Origin of the sequence: Agrobacterium deltaense RV3 (genome assembly GCF_900013505.1) — a bacterium.
Taxonomy (GTDB): domain Bacteria; phylum Pseudomonadota; class Alphaproteobacteria; order Rhizobiales; family Rhizobiaceae; genus Agrobacterium; species Agrobacterium leguminum.
Window position 1 is genome coordinate 246369 of the sequence record NZ_LT009747.1, and the last position, 15956, is coordinate 262324.

Annotated in this window: 14 protein-coding genes and 2 pseudogenes; 1 reads left to right on the forward strand and 15 read right to left on the reverse strand. The window is 56.8% G+C overall.

The features are described 5' to 3' along the window. Positions 1-324 precede the first annotated feature (324 nt). From otnC to AGR7B_RS24965, 15 genes and pseudogenes are all read right to left on the reverse strand, one after another. Positions 325-966, reverse strand: a complete 642-nt coding sequence (gene otnC, locus AGR7B_RS24905) for a 3-oxo-tetronate 4-phosphate decarboxylase (protein ID WP_080858396.1) — start codon at positions 964-966, stop codon at positions 325-327. Continuing rightward, positions 966-2225, reverse strand: a complete 1260-nt coding sequence (gene otnK / locus AGR7B_RS24910; protein ID WP_080858485.1) for a 3-oxo-tetronate kinase — start codon at positions 2223-2225, stop codon at positions 966-968. Before otnK ends, otnC begins: the two co-directional genes overlap by 1 nt. Before the next feature lie 5 nt (positions 2226-2230). Beyond that, entirely contained in the window at positions 2231-3709 is a 1479-nt protein-coding gene (locus AGR7B_RS24915; RefSeq protein WP_080858486.1) for an aldehyde dehydrogenase, read from the reverse strand. Between the two features lie 14 nt (positions 3710-3723). After that, a complete protein-coding gene (locus AGR7B_RS24920; protein ID WP_080858484.1) occupies positions 3724-4434 on the reverse strand; it encodes a haloacid dehalogenase type II in 711 nt (236 codons plus the stop codon). Between the two features lie 11 nt (positions 4435-4445). Continuing rightward, positions 4446-4760 carry a putative quinol monooxygenase gene (locus tag AGR7B_RS24925; protein WP_080858397.1) on the reverse strand — a complete coding sequence of 105 codons (315 nt, stop codon included), beginning with the start codon at positions 4758-4760 and terminating at the stop codon, positions 4446-4448. Next, positions 4757-5872 carry an isocitrate/isopropylmalate dehydrogenase family protein gene (locus tag AGR7B_RS24930; RefSeq protein WP_080858398.1) on the reverse strand — a complete coding sequence of 372 codons (1116 nt, stop codon included), beginning with the start codon at positions 5870-5872 and terminating at the stop codon, positions 4757-4759. The genes AGR7B_RS24925 and AGR7B_RS24930 overlap by 4 nt, the downstream gene beginning before the upstream one ends. Positions 5873-5889: 17 nt before the next feature. Beyond that, positions 5890-6600, reverse strand: a complete 711-nt coding sequence (locus AGR7B_RS24935; protein WP_080858399.1) for a GntR family transcriptional regulator — start codon at positions 6598-6600, stop codon at positions 5890-5892. A gap of 26 nt (positions 6601-6626) precedes the next feature. Then, entirely contained in the window at positions 6627-7487 is an 861-nt protein-coding gene (locus AGR7B_RS24940; RefSeq protein WP_080858400.1) for an NAD-dependent epimerase/dehydratase family protein, read from the reverse strand. Positions 7488-7517: 30 nt separating this feature from the next. Continuing rightward, positions 7518-8498, reverse strand: a complete 981-nt coding sequence (locus AGR7B_RS24945; protein WP_080858401.1) for an ABC transporter permease — start codon at positions 8496-8498, stop codon at positions 7518-7520. Continuing rightward, the gene (locus AGR7B_RS24950) at positions 8488-10071 is read right to left on the reverse strand and encodes a sugar ABC transporter ATP-binding protein (protein WP_080858402.1); all 1584 of its coding nucleotides are present in this window, start codon (positions 10069-10071) and stop codon (positions 8488-8490) included. Before AGR7B_RS24950 ends, AGR7B_RS24945 begins: the two co-directional genes overlap by 11 nt. 56 nt (positions 10072-10127) lie before the next feature. Next, positions 10128-11591: a substrate-binding domain-containing protein gene (locus AGR7B_RS24955; RefSeq protein WP_245317771.1), complete on the reverse strand. Its 1464-nt coding sequence runs from the start codon at positions 11589-11591 to the stop codon at positions 10128-10130. Further along, positions 11578-11990 (reverse strand): annotated as a pseudogene (locus AGR7B_RS26515) (gfo/Idh/MocA family oxidoreductase); the annotation flags it as partial. The pseudogene AGR7B_RS26515 and the gene AGR7B_RS24955, both read right to left, overlap by 14 nt. Continuing rightward, positions 11987-12158 (reverse strand): annotated as a pseudogene (locus AGR7B_RS25765) (sugar phosphate isomerase/epimerase); the annotation flags it as partial. The pseudogenes AGR7B_RS26515 and AGR7B_RS25765, both read right to left, overlap by 4 nt. 89 nt (positions 12159-12247) lie before the next feature. Then, the gene (locus tag AGR7B_RS24960) at positions 12248-12769 is read right to left on the reverse strand and encodes a heme-degrading domain-containing protein (RefSeq protein ID WP_080858404.1); all 522 of its coding nucleotides are present in this window, start codon (positions 12767-12769) and stop codon (positions 12248-12250) included. 30 nt (positions 12770-12799) lie between these two features. Continuing rightward, a complete protein-coding gene (locus tag AGR7B_RS24965; RefSeq protein WP_080858405.1) occupies positions 12800-13711 on the reverse strand; it encodes a TolB family protein in 912 nt (303 codons plus the stop codon). 742 nt (positions 13712-14453) lie between these two features. Between AGR7B_RS24965 and AGR7B_RS24970 the strand changes: the two genes are divergently transcribed. Beyond that, the gene (locus AGR7B_RS24970; RefSeq protein ID WP_080858406.1) at positions 14454-15956 is read left to right on the forward strand and encodes an aminoacyl-histidine dipeptidase; all 1503 of its coding nucleotides are present in this window, start codon (positions 14454-14456) and stop codon (positions 15954-15956) included.

Consider the following 15956-nt stretch of genomic DNA (forward strand, 5'->3'; position numbering starts at 1 on the left):
AGTGCGAGAGTTTTCCGGAAAGAAGTATTAGTGTATAGAATCCAGCGTGACGATTAAGCGGACTAAATTTTATCACGTAAAAGCGTGTCTGTTGATTGCCACTGAGAACTGACCCAGCGTGAGAGTGACCCCCTCGGGTCAGTTCTCAGCGGCAATCAACACTATGCTCGATGGTGGCCGTCGGTTCGTCTTTGAGGGCGGGAGCACCTCAAAACCCCAGAAAATTCCAGCTCCCGCTGGCCCAAATTCGGGGAGCACATCAAATGGGCCAGAGCTTACTTCAAAATGGATTATTTCAACGGGGCAAGGTCAGACCGTTTGCCCTCAGATTTTTGCCAAAGCAGCTTTCTGTGCCGCAGTAAGAGGGCGAACCTCGTGGTCCTGAAGCAAAATGAACAGTTTTGCGGTTTCTTCTAGTTCTTCTGTGGCGTACTGAGCGTCTTTTAAGGACTTCCCCGCTACAATAGGGCCATGATTAGCCATTAGAACAGCATGATGTCTGTCGGCAGCCGCTCCTACCGCAGTCGCAAGCTTCTCGTCACCGGGTGGAAAGTAAGGAATAAGAGGGAGCGTCCCGACACGCATGACGTAGTATGCTGTCAGCGGAGGCAACACGTCACCAGCGTCGATGTTTCTTAGTATGCTCGCTGCAACTGCGTAGGTGGAATGTAGATGGACAACTGCATTCCGATTCCTTCCTCCGCAGTACATACATTTGTGCAGGAATGCTTCTTTGGTAGGTCGATCCCCGCCGACATGGATGCCCTCGACTGAGAACAACGAGATGCGCTCCGGATCGAGTTCGCCGAGGCAAGCGTTCGTAGGCGTCATCAACATTCGCCCGTCCGACATTCGAACGCTGATGTTGCCTGAGGACCCAGGCGTAAGGCCACGATCAAAGAGCGACCTGCCGACGCTTACTATTTCGTCGCGCGTCCTCGCTTCTTCGGACAGAACAGATGACATCACAGTTTCTCCCACGCATCGAGGAAAAAGCGGGAATTGCCAAAGTTTCCGGACTTGAGGGCAAGGGCAATAGATTTGTTGTTGTGGTTCGTCCGAACCCACGGAACGCCGGGAGCAATTTCGCCGCCGATTTTGAGCCCCTTCACGCCAAGGGCTTTGACCACCGCGCCGGACGTTTCGCCGCCGGCTACGATCAGTTCGGAAACCCCATTCTCTACTAGGGCAAGTGCGATAGACGACAAGGCTTCCTCAACGAGCGCTCCTGCAGCTTCAACACCGAGCTTATCCTGATTGGACTGCACCTGTTCAGGCTTTGCTGTCGCGTAGATGAGAATTGGTTTGGAGCCTAGCCTAGCTTTCGCCCAGCGAAGCGCATCACCAACCACGTCTTTTCCCGAGGCAAGGTCATCGACATCGATCTTGTAGCCTTCATGGTCTCGAAGCATTGTCTCAACCTGATCGTTTGTAGCAACAGAGCAGCTTCCTGAGATAACAGCCCTCGCGCCCGATTTTTCAGTCTTCGATACGGCATCAACGGCTGTCGCATCCCTGCCGAGGGCTGCGACAATACCGTAAGCGAGTCCAGATGCCCCCGTGAAAAGGGTTATGTCTTCGAACGCTTTCGCGATTTCCACGAGGTCGGCATCGCCCAACGCGTCAATGACAGCGATATCGGTACCGTCAGACATTGCTTTTTCGGCCCATTCACTGATTGCAGATGCTCCTCGCTGGACGGTGTCGTAAAAGCATGCCGATACGTTTAGCTTCGTTTGTTCCGCGAGGACCCTAACAAGATTCGAATCCTTCATAGGCGTTAGCGGGTGGTTCCGCATACCGGACTCGTTCAAGGGAACGTCACCAACGAACAAGTTTCCCTTGTAGATAGTGCGTCCGTTCGCAGGAAAAGCAGGGCAGGCGATCGTAAAATCGCTATTAAGCTCTTTTAGCAGAGCCTCTGTTACTGGACCGATATTTCCCTTCGCTGTGCTGTCGAACGTAGAACAGTATTTGAAGTAAAATCTCTTTGCACCACGCTGGCGGAGCCAGCGTAGCGCACTAATAGACTCGTCGACTGCGAGCGACGGCTGGATCGTCCGTGTCTTGAGGGCAATCACTATGGCTTCTGCGTCCAAGGGCTCGTCTGCAGAAGGCACGCCGATAAGAACCGTGGTCTTGAGACCGCCGCGAGCGAAAATATTCGCCACATCCGTCGCGCCAGTAAAGTCATCGGCGACGCAGCCAATCAGAAGGGGGGCCATCGGCATCACCTCATGATGAAGGGGTTTGCAACGTTCTCAACCGTGGAGATCATCACGCTTTTGGTCTGCATATAGTTCTGGATCGACGCCATGCCGTTCTCGCGACCAATACCGGAGTGCTTGTAACCACCCAAAGGTGACATGTAGCTGATGGTCCGGTAGGTGTTTACCCAGACGGTTCCGGCCTGAATCGCTGACGACACTTTGAGGATACGGCGCATGTCCTGTGTCCAGAAACCCGCAGCGAGGCCGTAGTTCGTGTCGTTGGCGATGTGGATCGCTTCCTCATCACTGTCAAACGGAATAACCGCAAGCACCGGACCGAAGACTTCCTCCTGCGCGATGCGCATGTCGTTGCGCACCCCTGAGAAGATCGTTGGCTCGACAAACCAGCCGTTAGACAACTCGGGATTGCTCGGGCGACCACCGCCTAGTAGGCATTCAGCGCCTTCGTTCTTCGCGATTTCAATGTAGCCCAAAATCTTGTCGAGTTGAGGAGGGGTTGTCACCGGCCCAACCTGCGTCGCGGTCGACATCGGATCGCCCATGCTTGCGGTCTTGGCCAAGGCGACGACCTTTTCTAGGAACTGGTCGTGGATTTTCCGCTCTACAAGCAGTCGCGATCCCGCAATGCAGGTCTGGCCCGTCGCGGCGAAGATGCCAGAGATGACGCCGTTCACTGCGTTGTCGATCTCGGCGTCAGCGAAGACGATGTGGGGGCTCTTGCCGCCGAGCTCCAGCGTGACTTTCTTGAAGTTCCGAGCTGCGAGTTCGCCGATCTTGCGCCCCGTTCCTTCGCTACCCGTGAAAGCAATCTTGCTGACATATTTGTGCGCGGTCAGGGTTTCACCTACGTCCGCGCCGAAGCCAGTGACGACGTTGAAGACGCCTGTCGGGAAGCCCGCCTTTTCCACGAGCTTGGCGAATTCCAACGTCGAAGCCGAGGTGAACTCGGACGGCTTAGCTACAAAGGTGTTGCCGGCGGCGAGCGCCGGAGCGAGCTTATAGGCGAGAAGCAGGAGCGGGGAGTTCCATGGAGTGATACCGACGCACACGCCCAGCGGCTCGTTGCGAGTGAAGTTGAACGTGTCCGGTTTGTCGATCGGGATGACAGCGCCTTCGATTTTGTCAGCAAGACCACCGAAGTAGTAGTACCACTGCGGAATGTACTTGAGCTGGAATAGCATCTCGTTGATGAGCTTGCCATTGTCCTTCACCTCGGTGTTCGCGAGATGCTCGGCGTTTTCGGCGATCAGGTCGCCGAGGCGGCGTAGCAGGTGACCGCGGTCGCTTGCCGTGAGCTTCGGCCAGGGACCACTGGTGAACGCCTTGTGCGCAGCGACAATCGCACGCTCGGCGTCGTCTTTACCACCCTTCGGAATGTGAGCCCAGACTTCGCCCGTGAACGGGTTGCGCGTCTCGAAGGTCTCTCCGTTGGCGGCGTCTTCCCATTTTCCGTCGATAAACATCTTATATGTTTGCATGGTCTTTCTCTCTTTCAGCAACCGAGCTGCGTGGCCAGGTCTTCAAGGTCGTCGGCGACCAATTCCCAGTCCTGTTCGGCGTGGAGGTCTACGGTCTGGCCTGGACCGAGTTCGGTCGGACGGGCGATGAACGCCGTCTTGAGGCCTAGTTTGCGGGCGGCGGCGAGATCGTAGTTGTGCGCGGCGCACATCATGACTTCGCTTGGCTCGAGATATAGGAGCTTGCAGACGCCGAGATAGGTCTCGGGGTCCGGCTTGTAGTGCTTGAACAGCTCGCAAGAGAACACGTTATCCCATGGCAGGTCTGCGTGCTTGGCCATGTTGACAAGGATCGCAACGTTCGCGTTCGACAGCGGGCCGATGATGAACTTGGTCTTGAGGCGGTGAAGGCCCTTAGACGCGTCCGGCCACCCCTCCAGGCGGTGCCAGACCTTGTTGATGTGCATCATCTTGTCATGTTCAAGTTCCTGAATGCCCATTTCGGTGAAGACCGATTTCAGGGAGTCGAAGTGGAGCTCGTCAAGGTTCGTCCACGGGAGTTCGCCTGTACGGACACGTGCTTTCTGGGGGTTATAGCGGTCGCGCCATTTGTCCACGACCGCAGCCCAGTCGACTTCGAGCCCCTGCGCTTTGCCCCAAGCACTGAGATCATTGATGATCGAGCCGCGCCAGTCGACGACGGTACCGAACGTGTCGAAGACGATCGCTTTGATTTCGTTTGCCATCGTGCCTTCCTTCATGCCTGCATCACGAGTTCAAAGGTCTGGACGCGCTTGTCAGCAACCCATGGAGCGGTAAGCTCGTTGAAACTCAGAAAATGTTCCGTCTTCAGGTGGAAATCGAAATCCGCCTTGGTGTTGTACACCTCGTAGAGGTGAGTGTGCTTCGGGTTCGCCGGATCAACGCATACGTCAAACACCGTGCAACCCGGCTCGTCGTTCACCGAGGCGGCCGCGTTGGCGATTATCGCTGGGCGGAACCTCTCGACATGTTCGTCATGTATGACGAAATCGACGACGACCACGAACCGCTTGGTCTGTTCCACACTCATGCGACCTCCTTCTGGACTGCGTTAAGCGAGCTGATGACACTACGGGTCATGTCGACGCAATTAGCTTTGCCGCCGTATTCCATCGGAATAGCCAGCCCCTCTGAGAGGGTGTGCTCAACAGCGGCTTCGATAAGACGTGCTGCATCTGCAAGCCTGTTTTCCCCATGGCGTACGGCCAGCCAATCTAGCATCATCGCTCCCGACAAAAACATTGCGCTCGGATTCGCGATCCCCTTGCCAGCGATATCAGGTGCAGTGCCGTGTGCGGGCTGGAAGAGGCCATGGTTTTCACCGATATCGGCGGAGGCAGCCATGCCCATGCCACCGATCAAGCCAGCAGCCAAGTCCGACAGAATGTCGCCGAACATGTTTTCGGTCACGAGAACGTCCAGCGTCCATGGCTTCCTGACCATGTTGAGCGCGAGGGCGTCGACATACGCGTAATCCCGGTTCAGGTCCGGATGGCGATCGGCCACCTCGTCGAATACCTTGCGGAAGAACGCCATCGAAGCGAATACGTTCGCCTTGTCGACGCATGTTACAATGCCCGGTTTGCCGCGGCGCTTGCGTTCTGCGGCGAGGTGAAAGGCGAACTCGGTGACACGCTCGGTGCCGGCGCGCGTGATCTGCATGGTGTCGTATGCTTCTTGGTCATCGCGGATTTCACCGCGGCCACGGGCATAGAAGAGGCCCTCGGTCTGTTCGCGAACCAAGACGAAGTCGATACCTTCAGCGCGTGGGTCGGAGAGGACCTTCGGGAGGCCAGGAAACCAACGGATTGGGCGCACGCCCGCGAACAGACCGAACTCCATACGTAGGTCGAGCTGCGGAATGATCTCGGTGCCGTCAGGGAAACGGATGTCGGGCCAACCCATCGCCCCGAATAGGATGGCGTCGGAGGAGCGGCAGGCCTCGAGTGCGGCGGCGGGGAGAGCTTCACCGGTTTCGGCGTAGTGCTGCGCACCAGCTTGGTGGATCTCGAACGAAACCGAGGGAGCGCCAGCGAGCTTGATCGAGGCGTCAATGAGTTCGAGGCAGGCAGGCATCACTTCACGGCCGATACCGTCTCCCGGCAGGACTGCGACCTTGAAGCTATTCTTGAGCGATGACATGTTTGATTACCTATTCTCTAAAGGTGATTGAGGCCGAGACGTTCAAGGAGAGCGAGCAATTCAGTGCCCGCGCGCGCTCTGTGCGCCCGATGAATGTTGCGTGCTTTGTCGCGATCTCCTTCCCTAATGGCACGAACCAGGTCGGCATGCTCGCGTGTAGAGTTGACTGGCTTGGGACGCATTTTAAGGGTCAGCATTCGGACGCGATGAGCTCGGTCGATAAAGTTCAGGACCACCGATTTCAGCATCTGGTTGCCGCCAAGTTCAAGAAGCTGTTCATGGAACCGCGCGTCCGCTTGTGCCCAACTTTCCAAGTCGTCCTCAGCCAGCGCCCTGTCCATGTCGGCCGTGGCTTTCTCGAGACCCCGAATTTGTACCTCGGAAAGATGACGCGATGCGGCCAATTCGGCGGCGGTGCTCTCCAGAGATGTTAGGATGTCGTAGATTTCCCGCATGTCCGACATCGAAACTGGTAAGACCCGCACGCCATGACGTGGGATGACGGACACGAGCCCATCTTGCTGGAGACGCATCAGCGCCTCCCTGACAGGTGTTCGGCTCATACCGAGCTGCGAAGCAACATCCTGTTCGGTCGCTTGGTAGCCGGGTGGCCACTTGTTGTCCAGAATAAGCTGGCGAAGACGCAGGTGCGCAGTCGCGGTCATTGTTTTCGCGAGCGATTCTTCCTTTGCCTCCGCGGCGCGTTCCGTCTGTTTCATTGTGGCCATTACTTTTCTCCCGGCTCCGCGCTCTCTTAGGTGCGCGCGTATTTCCGCCAGCTGTGTTCCGGCTTGTAGCCAAGAACCCGCTTGGCCTTGTCGATCGAAAGCAGTGTTTCGTTCTCCCTCATTTGCTTTTTGAAGGGGACGTCCGGGTACCATTTCGCAACCAGTTCTTCGTTTGAGGTAGTCATGACGCCATCTTCGTTTGCAATGACGAAAACCTCCGCGCCCTTGCCGTTCCATTCGAGGGAGCGGCGGATCGCCTGCGCGCCATCACGTGCGTCGATGTAGGTCCAGAGGTTGAAGCGACGGCTGCCCGGATTCTTCTCGAAATCCGGAAAATCAGCGTATTCGCATTCCTCCATGACGTTCGAGAAGCGCAGGCACACCAGCTTCAGTTCGCTGTCCCAGCGGCAGTACTGCTTGGCCATTTCTTCGCCGAGGTGCTTGGAAAGCGAATATGACGTCTCCGGACGGGACTCGAATTCCTCGTCGGCCGGGAAGTAGTCCGGCTTAATCTCGTACGGAATGCCGAGGAGGGTCTCGCTCGATGCCCACACGATGTTTTTGATGCCAAGGAGACGGCAGGATTCAAAGACGTTGAACGTGGAGATGGTGTTCACGCGGAAGACTTCCGCCGGTGCGACGCGGCCCGGCATCGGGACGGCTGCGAGATGTACGACTGCCTCGGTCTTGCGGTTATGGTCCCAGTCGAAGCCGCTGATTGCCTCGACGGTCGCGCGCATGTCTTCGAAGTCCACCTTGATGAAAGGGCAGAGGCTTTCCTGCGGGGCAACGGTATCTGCGTTGATGACGTCGTGGCCCGTTTCAAGCAGGTGTTTGATGGTGGCTCGACCTAGTTTTCCGCTACCGCCAGTTACGAGAACTCTCATTGTATAATACCTCCTGAAAAATGCTTGTTATTAGCGACTGCGACCGAGCGCGACCGCGAGTATGATGAGCAGACCGCGGGCGATCAGCTGCTGGCTGTAGTCAAGGCCGCCAAGGATCAGGCCGTTGTTGATGACGCCGATCAAAAGCGCGCCGACGATAGAACCTATGACTGTTCCGCGGCCGCCGAAAAGACTGGTGCCGCCGAGAACGACTGCCGCGATAACCGAGAGTTCGTCACCTTCGCCAAGCTGAAAGCGGCCGGACTGAAGACGGCCCGCGTAAAGCATGCCGGCAATCGAAGCCGCAACGCCCGTCAGAAGAAGGACCTGGAACTTGATCTTGCGGACATTGATGCCGCTGTAACGAGCTGCCACCGAATTGCCGCCTGCCGACATGACCTTCCGGCCGAAAGGGGTCTTGCGCAGCGCCACGTGTGCCAAGGTGCCGAGTACAGCGACCCAGATGACGAGCACCGGGACAGGACCGATGTTGCCGGAGCCGAAGACAAAGACGAAGGTCTCGTCGACAATCGGGACCGGGGAAGTTCCGCTGACCCACATCCCGACGCCGCGTGCGATCCCCATCATCCCTAGCGTCACGAGAAACGACGGAATGTTGAGATAGGAGGTAAGGGTGCCGTTGATCGCGCCAACCAGAAGGCCGAGCGCCAGGCCCGCCAAAATGCCGGGGACCAACCCGTACTGCATAAGGGCTATGCCTGCGACTACCGAGGAGAGACCCGCGATCGCGCCAACGGAGAGGTCGATTTCACCCGCCGAGAGGACGAACGACATGGCCATGGCCACGATCGCAACGATAGCCGTCTGTCTGAGGATGTTCAGCAGATTGTTTGATGAAAGGAAACCGCGGTCCTGGAGAAGGATGGCGAATACGATGAAGATGACGACGAAGCCGATATAGACAACGTAGTCGCGCCAGTTGCTGCGCCAGGATCGGCGTTGAATTTCTGATTCCGGTTTAGCGTTCAACGCCTTGATTTCAGTGGACATTTTTGCTTACTTTCTGTATCGCCACCTGCAGGCCGAGTTCCCTGCGGATCAGCGGAGATTGGGTTTCGTCGCCGGCGTTTTCGGCCCAGCCTTCGATTTCGTCGCGCTCGATTTCACGAGCGAGTTTGCCGTTGCTCATAACGAGGATGCGATCGCTCGTAGCCAGGAGTTCGGCAGGTTCGGACGAAATCACGATCACGGACTTGCCGGATGACGCGACGCTGCGGATCAATTCTACGATTTCTGCTTTCGAGCCGATGTCGACACCAGCAGTCGGCTCGTCGAGGATAACAACCGACGGATCGGTTGCGAGCCATTTCGCGATGACGATCTTCTGCTGGTTGCCACCTGAAAGGTTTCGGACCTTGTTTTCGGCATTCGGTGTCTTGATGCGGAGACGCGAAATAAGGTCGGCGTTGAGTGAGCTTTCCCGTCCAGGATCGATGAACGGGCCGCGAACCATCTGATCGACTTGAGGGAGGCCGAGGTTGTGCCCGACACTGTGTTCAACGATGAGACCTTCGTCGTGACGGCTTTCTGGCACGAGCACGATACCTGCCTTGATGGCGTCGGCAGGAGAGCGAAACTCTAAAGGCTTGCCGTCGAGTTCGATCGATCCGGCCCTGGGCCGTTCGACGCCGAAGAGAAGGCGGGCAAGCTCACTACGTCCTGCACCCATCAAGCCCGCGATGCCGACGATCTCGCCCCTGTGCACTTCGAAGCTAACATGCGCCGGCTTGCCGGATGGACCTGATAGGTCGCGAACTTTGAGAGCTGGTGCCCCCGAGCGATTGATGGGACGAGCTTGGTATTGAAATCCGGTAACGCGCTTTCCAACCATGTTCCGTACGATGGAATCGAGCGTGAAATCGGGCGTCTTGCCGGAGGTCACGTTCTGACCGTCGCGCAGGATCGTGATCTCGTCGGCGATCGTCATGATTTCAGTCATGCGATGCGAAACATAGACGACGGCGGTTCCTGCGGCGGTCAGCTTGCGCAGCATTCCGAAGAGGGTATCCGCTTCCTGCGCGCTGAGAGACGAGGTCGGCTCATCGAGGATTAGGACGCGGGCTTTCTGGTGAATCGCCTTAGCAATTTCCGTCAGCTGCGCCTGACCGGGGCTGAGTTCCGAAACTGGCGTACGAGGGTCCACCTGAAGATTAAGCTGGCCTATAATGTCGGCGGCCAAGGCGATTTCACGGCGCTCGTCCACCAGCAAAGACATCCGGCGCGGTTCGCGGTTCAGAAATATATTCTGGGCGACCGATAATGACGGTATCAGACTGAGGTCCTGGAAGGTCATCTCAATCCCAAGTCGGCGGGAGTTCTCCGGAGAGTTCTCCATCATGCGTTCGCCGAACACCTCGATAGTACCTTCTGTAGGGCTCAACACGCCTTGGAGAATTTTGAGGAGGGTGGACTTTCCAGCCCCGTTTTCGCCGACCAGCGCGTGGATAGTACCCGGCTGGATCGTCAGGCTGACGCCACGGAGTGCGTGTATACCGCCAAAAGATTTCTTGACGTCGCTCATCCTCACGGCGGCGACATTATCCGAGTTTAGATGTGTATTCATGATCTCATCCGCCGCTTTCGAAAGGGGGAGTGGCAGTGCCACTCCCCAGGGCGTCGTTACTTCATTGCGTCGGTCAGGAGCTTCGGAGGCTGGTCGCCGTTTGACTGGGGCCATGCCTCGATAAGGTTGTCGCGAGTGACGGCGAGGGCAGGGAGAACGACGTATGGAGGTGCGTCCTTGCCGAGCAACGCATAACCGGCGAGGATGCCTTCAGCGTAGCCTGCGCCATACGGACGTTGCGAACCCGTACCTTGGACGTAGCCCTTCTTGGCCATGTCCAGCGAGATGTTCACGCCAAGGTCGCAGGTCGTGATGACCAGGTCCTTGGAAGCGCCGGCTGCGCGAGCAGCGGCAAGGACGCCTTCGGTCGGAACGTCCCAGACAGCCCAGATGCCGTTGAGGTTCGGATGAGCGGTAAGCATGGCTGAGGCGACGCGTTCGGATTCACTGGAAAAGTCAGGACCACCGACGCCCGTTTCCTGGACTATCTTGATGTCCGGGTAGTCTTTTATGGCTTCCTTGAAGCCAACGACACGTTCCTTCGTCGCGAAGAGGTCGGAAGCGTGTGGGATGAGGGCGATTTCGCCCTTACCGTTCAGTGACTTCGCCATCAGGAGAGCAGCTACTTTACCCATGCCGCGGTTGTCCGACGACACCAAGCTGACATAGTCCTTGCCGGCCTTCATTCCCGCGCCCGTCTGGTCGAGGAAGATGATCTTGACACCGGCAGCAGCTGCCCTCTTGTATGCGGCAGCCGTCGCCGACTGCTCGGCCGGGACCGTGATCATAACGTCTGGCTTGAGCGCCATGACGCTCTCAATGTCGGAAACCTGCTGTTCGGCGCGGTAGCCTGCGTCAGTCGTCGCGACGATCTGGATGCCAAGTTCTTCGAGAGCCTTCTTCTGCCCGGCCATCTGCGCCTTGGCCCAATCAGACGCGGTGTAGTGCATCACAATGGCGGCCTTGGCCTTCTTAGCCTTGATTTTCTCAATTTCTTCAGGAGAGAGCTTGAGGTCGCTTGCAAGAACGGCCTTTTCGCCGTTGGGGCCGTCTGCCGGATGGCTTTCGATGTCTTTGATCTGCTGGTCGACGTCAATTGCGAATGCGCTGGGCGCATAGGACGCACTCATCGCCAACGCGGCTACGATAGCTAGGCTTCGGAGTGGCTTACGCATGTTCAACGGCATTGTGGTTCCTCCCAATGTTGCCGGCAAATACGAATGCAATAACGTATACATTAACGGATTTGTGGAGAGAGTCAATCGGCAGATCGCCGCATCGAACTCTCGTGTACGCAAGTGGGCCGAACTGAAATTATGAGGAGAATGCGAGAAATAGCCGATCGAAAGTTGTGAGAACGTCAGTTGTTTCTTTTCATCGGGGGAGGAGATGCCGTTTGGGCTACCTGCATCGGTTGTCGAGCGACAACGAAATAGATAGCGCGTCTCCCCACGATTGGTCCCGCTGACGATGCGCCGACGGGAAACGCCTGAGGCCCGCAGGTGCGACCCAAGCGCCATTTCCCTCGGACGACCTCACGCGTGTCTCCAAAGGCCACGCCCCTCATACCGTCATCGACCGTCGGATAGAATTTCTCTACTTTCTCATCGACCGCGTTCGCCGCCTTGTGGGCGTTAATGGCACGAGCGGCTGCTGAGTAGATCGTCTCGAAAGCTGTGAGATAGCCTCAGGTTGGCCGGACGGGATGCGTTGGAAGCGGGCGGCGGCTGGGTCAAAGCTTGCACAGTTGCGGGTGATTCAGGCGTTTTGGCTCGCCAAATATTTTGAACCAAAGATAGTGCGGATCAGCCTGCCCCAGACAGACAATGGTGTCGTAGACATGGACTTTGAATCCGTTGTTGGGCGACGCGGCTGCACGAAAGCATGTGCTTTTCCAGCATTTCCGACCCCTTGGCCTTGAGGAATCCGCCTTCTTGAGGTCGATCAGCTGGCCCGTCCATGTGAACCTGTATAACCTTGTAGCCGATATCGGCTGCCCAGTTGGTAATCGAAACCCACGGGTTGAACGGCGGGACGTGGCCCGCCAACTGCCCGAGAAACAGGCCAGCGACTTTGATAGTTTTCATAGCAAGACCTTATTGAGCATCGAATGCAGCGAAATGACTGCCAAAAAATGATCTAGTGGCAGTCGCAATTAGAGAGGATCAAAGCCCAGTCAGTAGCGGAAGTCGTCAGAATTACCGGACGGCTTGGTGGTCTGAGTGGGGGATGAGGCAGTCATTTCCTTGAGCGCCTCGACAACCAACCGATGGTCTTCGACATCCGGCAAGCCACTCACTGCGACGGTGCCGATTAGCAGGCCACCGCGCATGACAAGTGGGAACCCACCGCCGCTGGCGACGTAGTCGGCAGCGGGAATTCGGAAGCGCGCGTTGAAGTCGTACTCGTTTTCCTGTGCGTCGAGCCGGGCTTCTAGCGAGCTTTTGTGGAATCGGTGAGCTACAGCGCCCTTGCGGCGAGCCCAGTCGAAGTTGTCGATCGTCGCATTGCCGACCAGAGTAGAGAAGATGACATCTGTCCCATGACGAATTTCGATGGCGACTGGCAGATTGCCCGCTACCGCTTTTGCCCTGATCTTCGATCCGAGGTTCCAGGCAAACTCGTAGTCGAAATTATCGAGCTGAAGCGCTTCGCGTTCTTTCGCGATCGTAGGCAAGGTTGGTGTGTACGAGGTCACTATTTTCTCCAATCGGCAAAATGTTTACGCTTAGTGGGCTGCGGGGTGTTCAGGTTTGGGGTAGCGGACGTAGGAGAAGAAGCGCGAATCCGGCGACCATGAGGCGACGTTCATAGTTCCTTGTCCACCGTTGAAGAAATCGATTTCCCGGATTTCGCTTCCGTCTAGGTTCATGATCCGGATGATGACCTCCTTGTCAGCAGGATGACCGATGGTTCCTGGCGGGAACGAGACGTAAGCGACCAACGAGCCGTCGGGTGAAGGGTGCGGAAACCAGTTAACGCGGTTGTCCGAGGTGAGCTGTTGAACATCCGATCCGTCGGGGCGCATTCGGAAAATCTGTGCGTGACCGGGCACGGTCGCCGCTGCCTCGGAGTTGAAGTATATCCACGTGCCGTCTGCTGTGTATTCTGGGCCGTCTACCGGGCAGCTTCCGTCCGTCAACTGGACATCGGTTCCGCCATCGGAAGGAATAGTGAAAATACGGGTCTCCACTTTGCCGCCCCCGTTTTCCCATCCTACATAAGCCAGCATTTTGCCGTCAGGCGAGATGCCGTGGAGGTAGTAGCGGAACTTCCGGGCAGGGTCTTGTTCGTTCGAAACTCGGGTGGGTACGCCGCCGTCGATCGAAACCTTGTAGAGGTGGCCATCGTTCGCACTGATGAACGCCGAGCCGCCATCGGGAGAGAGCACATGGTCGTTGTTGAGGTCTTCGATCGGGGAGGTATTGACGCGCGAAGGTCCGACCTCGCCGTCCGGCGAGATTTTGAAAAGCCGTCCGTCACCATTATAGACCAGCCATTTCCCGTCCGGCGTCCAGTTTGGAGCCTCAATCAGATCGGTGGTCTCGTAAACAACCTCGATATCACGTCCGTCACGCGACGAGACAACGAGTTGCGAAACCTGTCCGTGGTTAAGACGTCGCGGGTTTTTGGGGCGCATGTTCGGTGCTCCTCGTGATAGCAATTAAAAACAGCGATGCAGGTTCGCCGCTCGAACGAACCTGTTTCCGCGGATGACAGGATCGCCGTAAGAACACCGACGACGTGCAGCGAAAGCTCCAGCGAGCAGCGATGTGGCCCGTTCTCGAGAATTGCCACTCCCTCCCGAGGTTAGAGGCGCATGCAGCAATGCATGTGTTAGTGCATACGGTATTGGTTGCGTCGAGAGTTTGTCAATAACCCTTCTGGGATCGCATTATGCACGGAATGGCGGGAGGATGCGCCACCGCTATTAAAACGACTAAGACGGCGCGAATGAATATGAAGAAATTCAATTAAAACAGTTTTTTAATAGCTTAAATCTAGGCCGCAAAGAACGCGAAAAAGTTCTTTCGAGCAGTCGTTATCCTAAGTTAGCACTCAACTGAAAGTGGAGGACGATGCCAGTAAGCGCGTTCCAAGCCCAAGACCAAATAGTTGGTGAGCTTGACGTACGTGGATACATTAAAGTATACGTTATATTATGCGTATTCGCATTCAGGTGAAAGTTTCTCACCTATTTCGCTGAATAATGCGTTTGAAATGCTCGCTCGGAACTAAGATGTTTCATGCCGTGGAGGGCATCTGAGCCAAGATCGCCTTAGTGCGTAAGAAATGAGGCAATACGGTTTTACGCAATCGCCGAGACTGGGTTTCGGCGAACAGGTGAGTATTGCGCTGATTTGGATTAGGAGGAGGACTGAATGAGTGTCCCTGCCGGAAAGACTGTCGACAGACCCACCAATTCTGTACTTGCAGGCCTGGAACCAACAATTTTCTTTGGTTTTTTTGAAGAACTAAGCGCGATCCCGCGCGGTTCGTATAACGAGAAGCAAGTCAGCGATCATATCGCCAATTTCGCTCGCTCTCGTGGTTTTGAAGTCTATCAGGACGATATCTTCAATTTGCTCATCAAGAAGCCGGGTACCCCTGGCTACGAAAACGCGCCTACACTGATCTTGCACGGCCACACTGACATCGTCTGTGAAAGCGACGAAGGCGTCGAGCATGACTTCAAGAACGAAGGCATCAAGCTTCAGGTCATCGGCGATTTCATTCATGGCACGGGCACCACGCTCGGCGCGGACAACACCGTCGGCGTAGCTTTCGCGATGTCGCTGCTCGCGTCGGACGATATCGCTCACCCGCCGCTCGAAGTCGTACTGACAGTGCAGGAAGAAGTCGGCAAGGGGGGTGCCCAGCATTTCGCCGGTGACAAGCTCAGCGGCAAGCGCCTGCTCGACATGAATTGGCACGATCCCAAGTCCCTTTTTGCGGGCTGCGCCGGTGATATCTCTGCTCGTTTCAAGATTCCGCTCAAGTGGGAGTCACGCGCTTCCGGGCAGACCGCTTTTTCGTTGCGCGTCTCCGGCCTGAGCAGTGGGCACTCGGAATTCGACATCCACCTTGAGCGCGCCAACGCGATCGTGCAGTTGGGTCGTCTCCTCCGTGTCGCGATCCGCGAAGCCGGCGCAAGCGTCGCCGAAGTGAACGGTGGCGTGAACCGCTACGTCATTCCGGGCGAGGCCGAAGCCATCATCTCGGTCGACGCCTCTAAGGTCGCCGAGCTCAAGCAGAAGATCGAAGCCGAAGGCGCTGCCATTGTTTTCGAATACAAGACCAGCGATCCGAATCTCAAGGTTGGCTTGAACGAAACGCAGACGCAGTTCACCGAGGTGTTTTCGGCTCAGGCCGCTCGCGCCATGGTTGACGCCATGAACTTGCTTCCGAACGGCGTCCAGAGCAAGAGCCTTCAGGTCGAAGGTCTCGTCGAAAGCTCGAACACCGTCGCGTTGCTTTCGAACGACCGTAACGAAGTCGAGATCGTCAACACGATCCCGAGCGCTGTCAGCTCGCGTCGTTACAACATCGTCGACAAAATCCGCCAGCTGTCGGAGCTCATCGGCAACGGCGCGACGGTTGAGACCTTCGCGGATTGCCCGGAATGGCCGTACAACCCGGACTCCCGCATGCTCAACGCCGCCAAGGCTGCATATGAGCGCGAGTTCGGCGAACAGCCGCACGTCGAGGTCTCCCATTCTAGCCTCGAACTCGGTCTCTTTCGCAAGAAGGTGCCGGATATCGACATGCTGTCCATCGGACCGGAAGCGTTCGACGTCCACACGACCCGCGAGCGCCTCAACCACACGACCGTGGATTCAACCTGGCGGCTCCTCAAGTCGCTACTTGCCGAACTCCGGACCTAA

Coding starts and splice junctions, on each gene's coding strand:
- AGR7B_RS24935 (WP_080858399.1), bottom strand. CDS start 6,600: ATGGCCACAATGAAACAGACGGAACGCGCCGCGGAGGCAAAGGAAGAA.
- otnC (WP_080858396.1), bottom strand. CDS start 966: ATGTCATCTGTTCTGTCCGAAGAAGCGAGGACGCGCGACGAAATAGTA.
- AGR7B_RS24950 (WP_080858402.1), bottom strand. CDS start 10,071: ATGAATACACATCTAAACTCGGATAATGTCGCCGCCGTGAGGATGAGC.
- AGR7B_RS24965 (WP_080858405.1), bottom strand. CDS start 13,711: ATGCGCCCCAAAAACCCGCGACGTCTTAACCACGGACAGGTTTCGCAA.
- AGR7B_RS24915 (WP_080858486.1), bottom strand. CDS start 3,709: ATGCAAACATATAAGATGTTTATCGACGGAAAATGGGAAGACGCCGCC.
- AGR7B_RS24925 (WP_080858397.1), bottom strand. CDS start 4,760: ATGAGTGTGGAACAGACCAAGCGGTTCGTGGTCGTCGTCGATTTCGTC.
- otnK (WP_080858485.1), bottom strand. CDS start 2,225: ATGGCCCCCCTTCTGATTGGCTGCGTCGCCGATGACTTTACTGGCGCG.
- AGR7B_RS24945 (WP_080858401.1), bottom strand. CDS start 8,498: ATGTCCACTGAAATCAAGGCGTTGAACGCTAAACCGGAATCAGAAATT.
- AGR7B_RS24955 (WP_245317771.1), bottom strand. CDS start 11,591: ATGGCGCTTGGGTCGCACCTGCGGGCCTCAGGCGTTTCCCGTCGGCGC.
- AGR7B_RS24920 (WP_080858484.1), bottom strand. CDS start 4,434: ATGGCAAACGAAATCAAAGCGATCGTCTTCGACACGTTCGGTACCGTC.
- AGR7B_RS24970 (WP_080858406.1), top strand. CDS start 14,454: ATGAGTGTCCCTGCCGGAAAGACTGTCGACAGACCCACCAATTCTGTA.
- AGR7B_RS24940 (WP_080858400.1), bottom strand. CDS start 7,487: ATGAGAGTTCTCGTAACTGGCGGTAGCGGAAAACTAGGTCGAGCCACC.
- AGR7B_RS24930 (WP_080858398.1), bottom strand. CDS start 5,872: ATGTCATCGCTCAAGAATAGCTTCAAGGTCGCAGTCCTGCCGGGAGAC.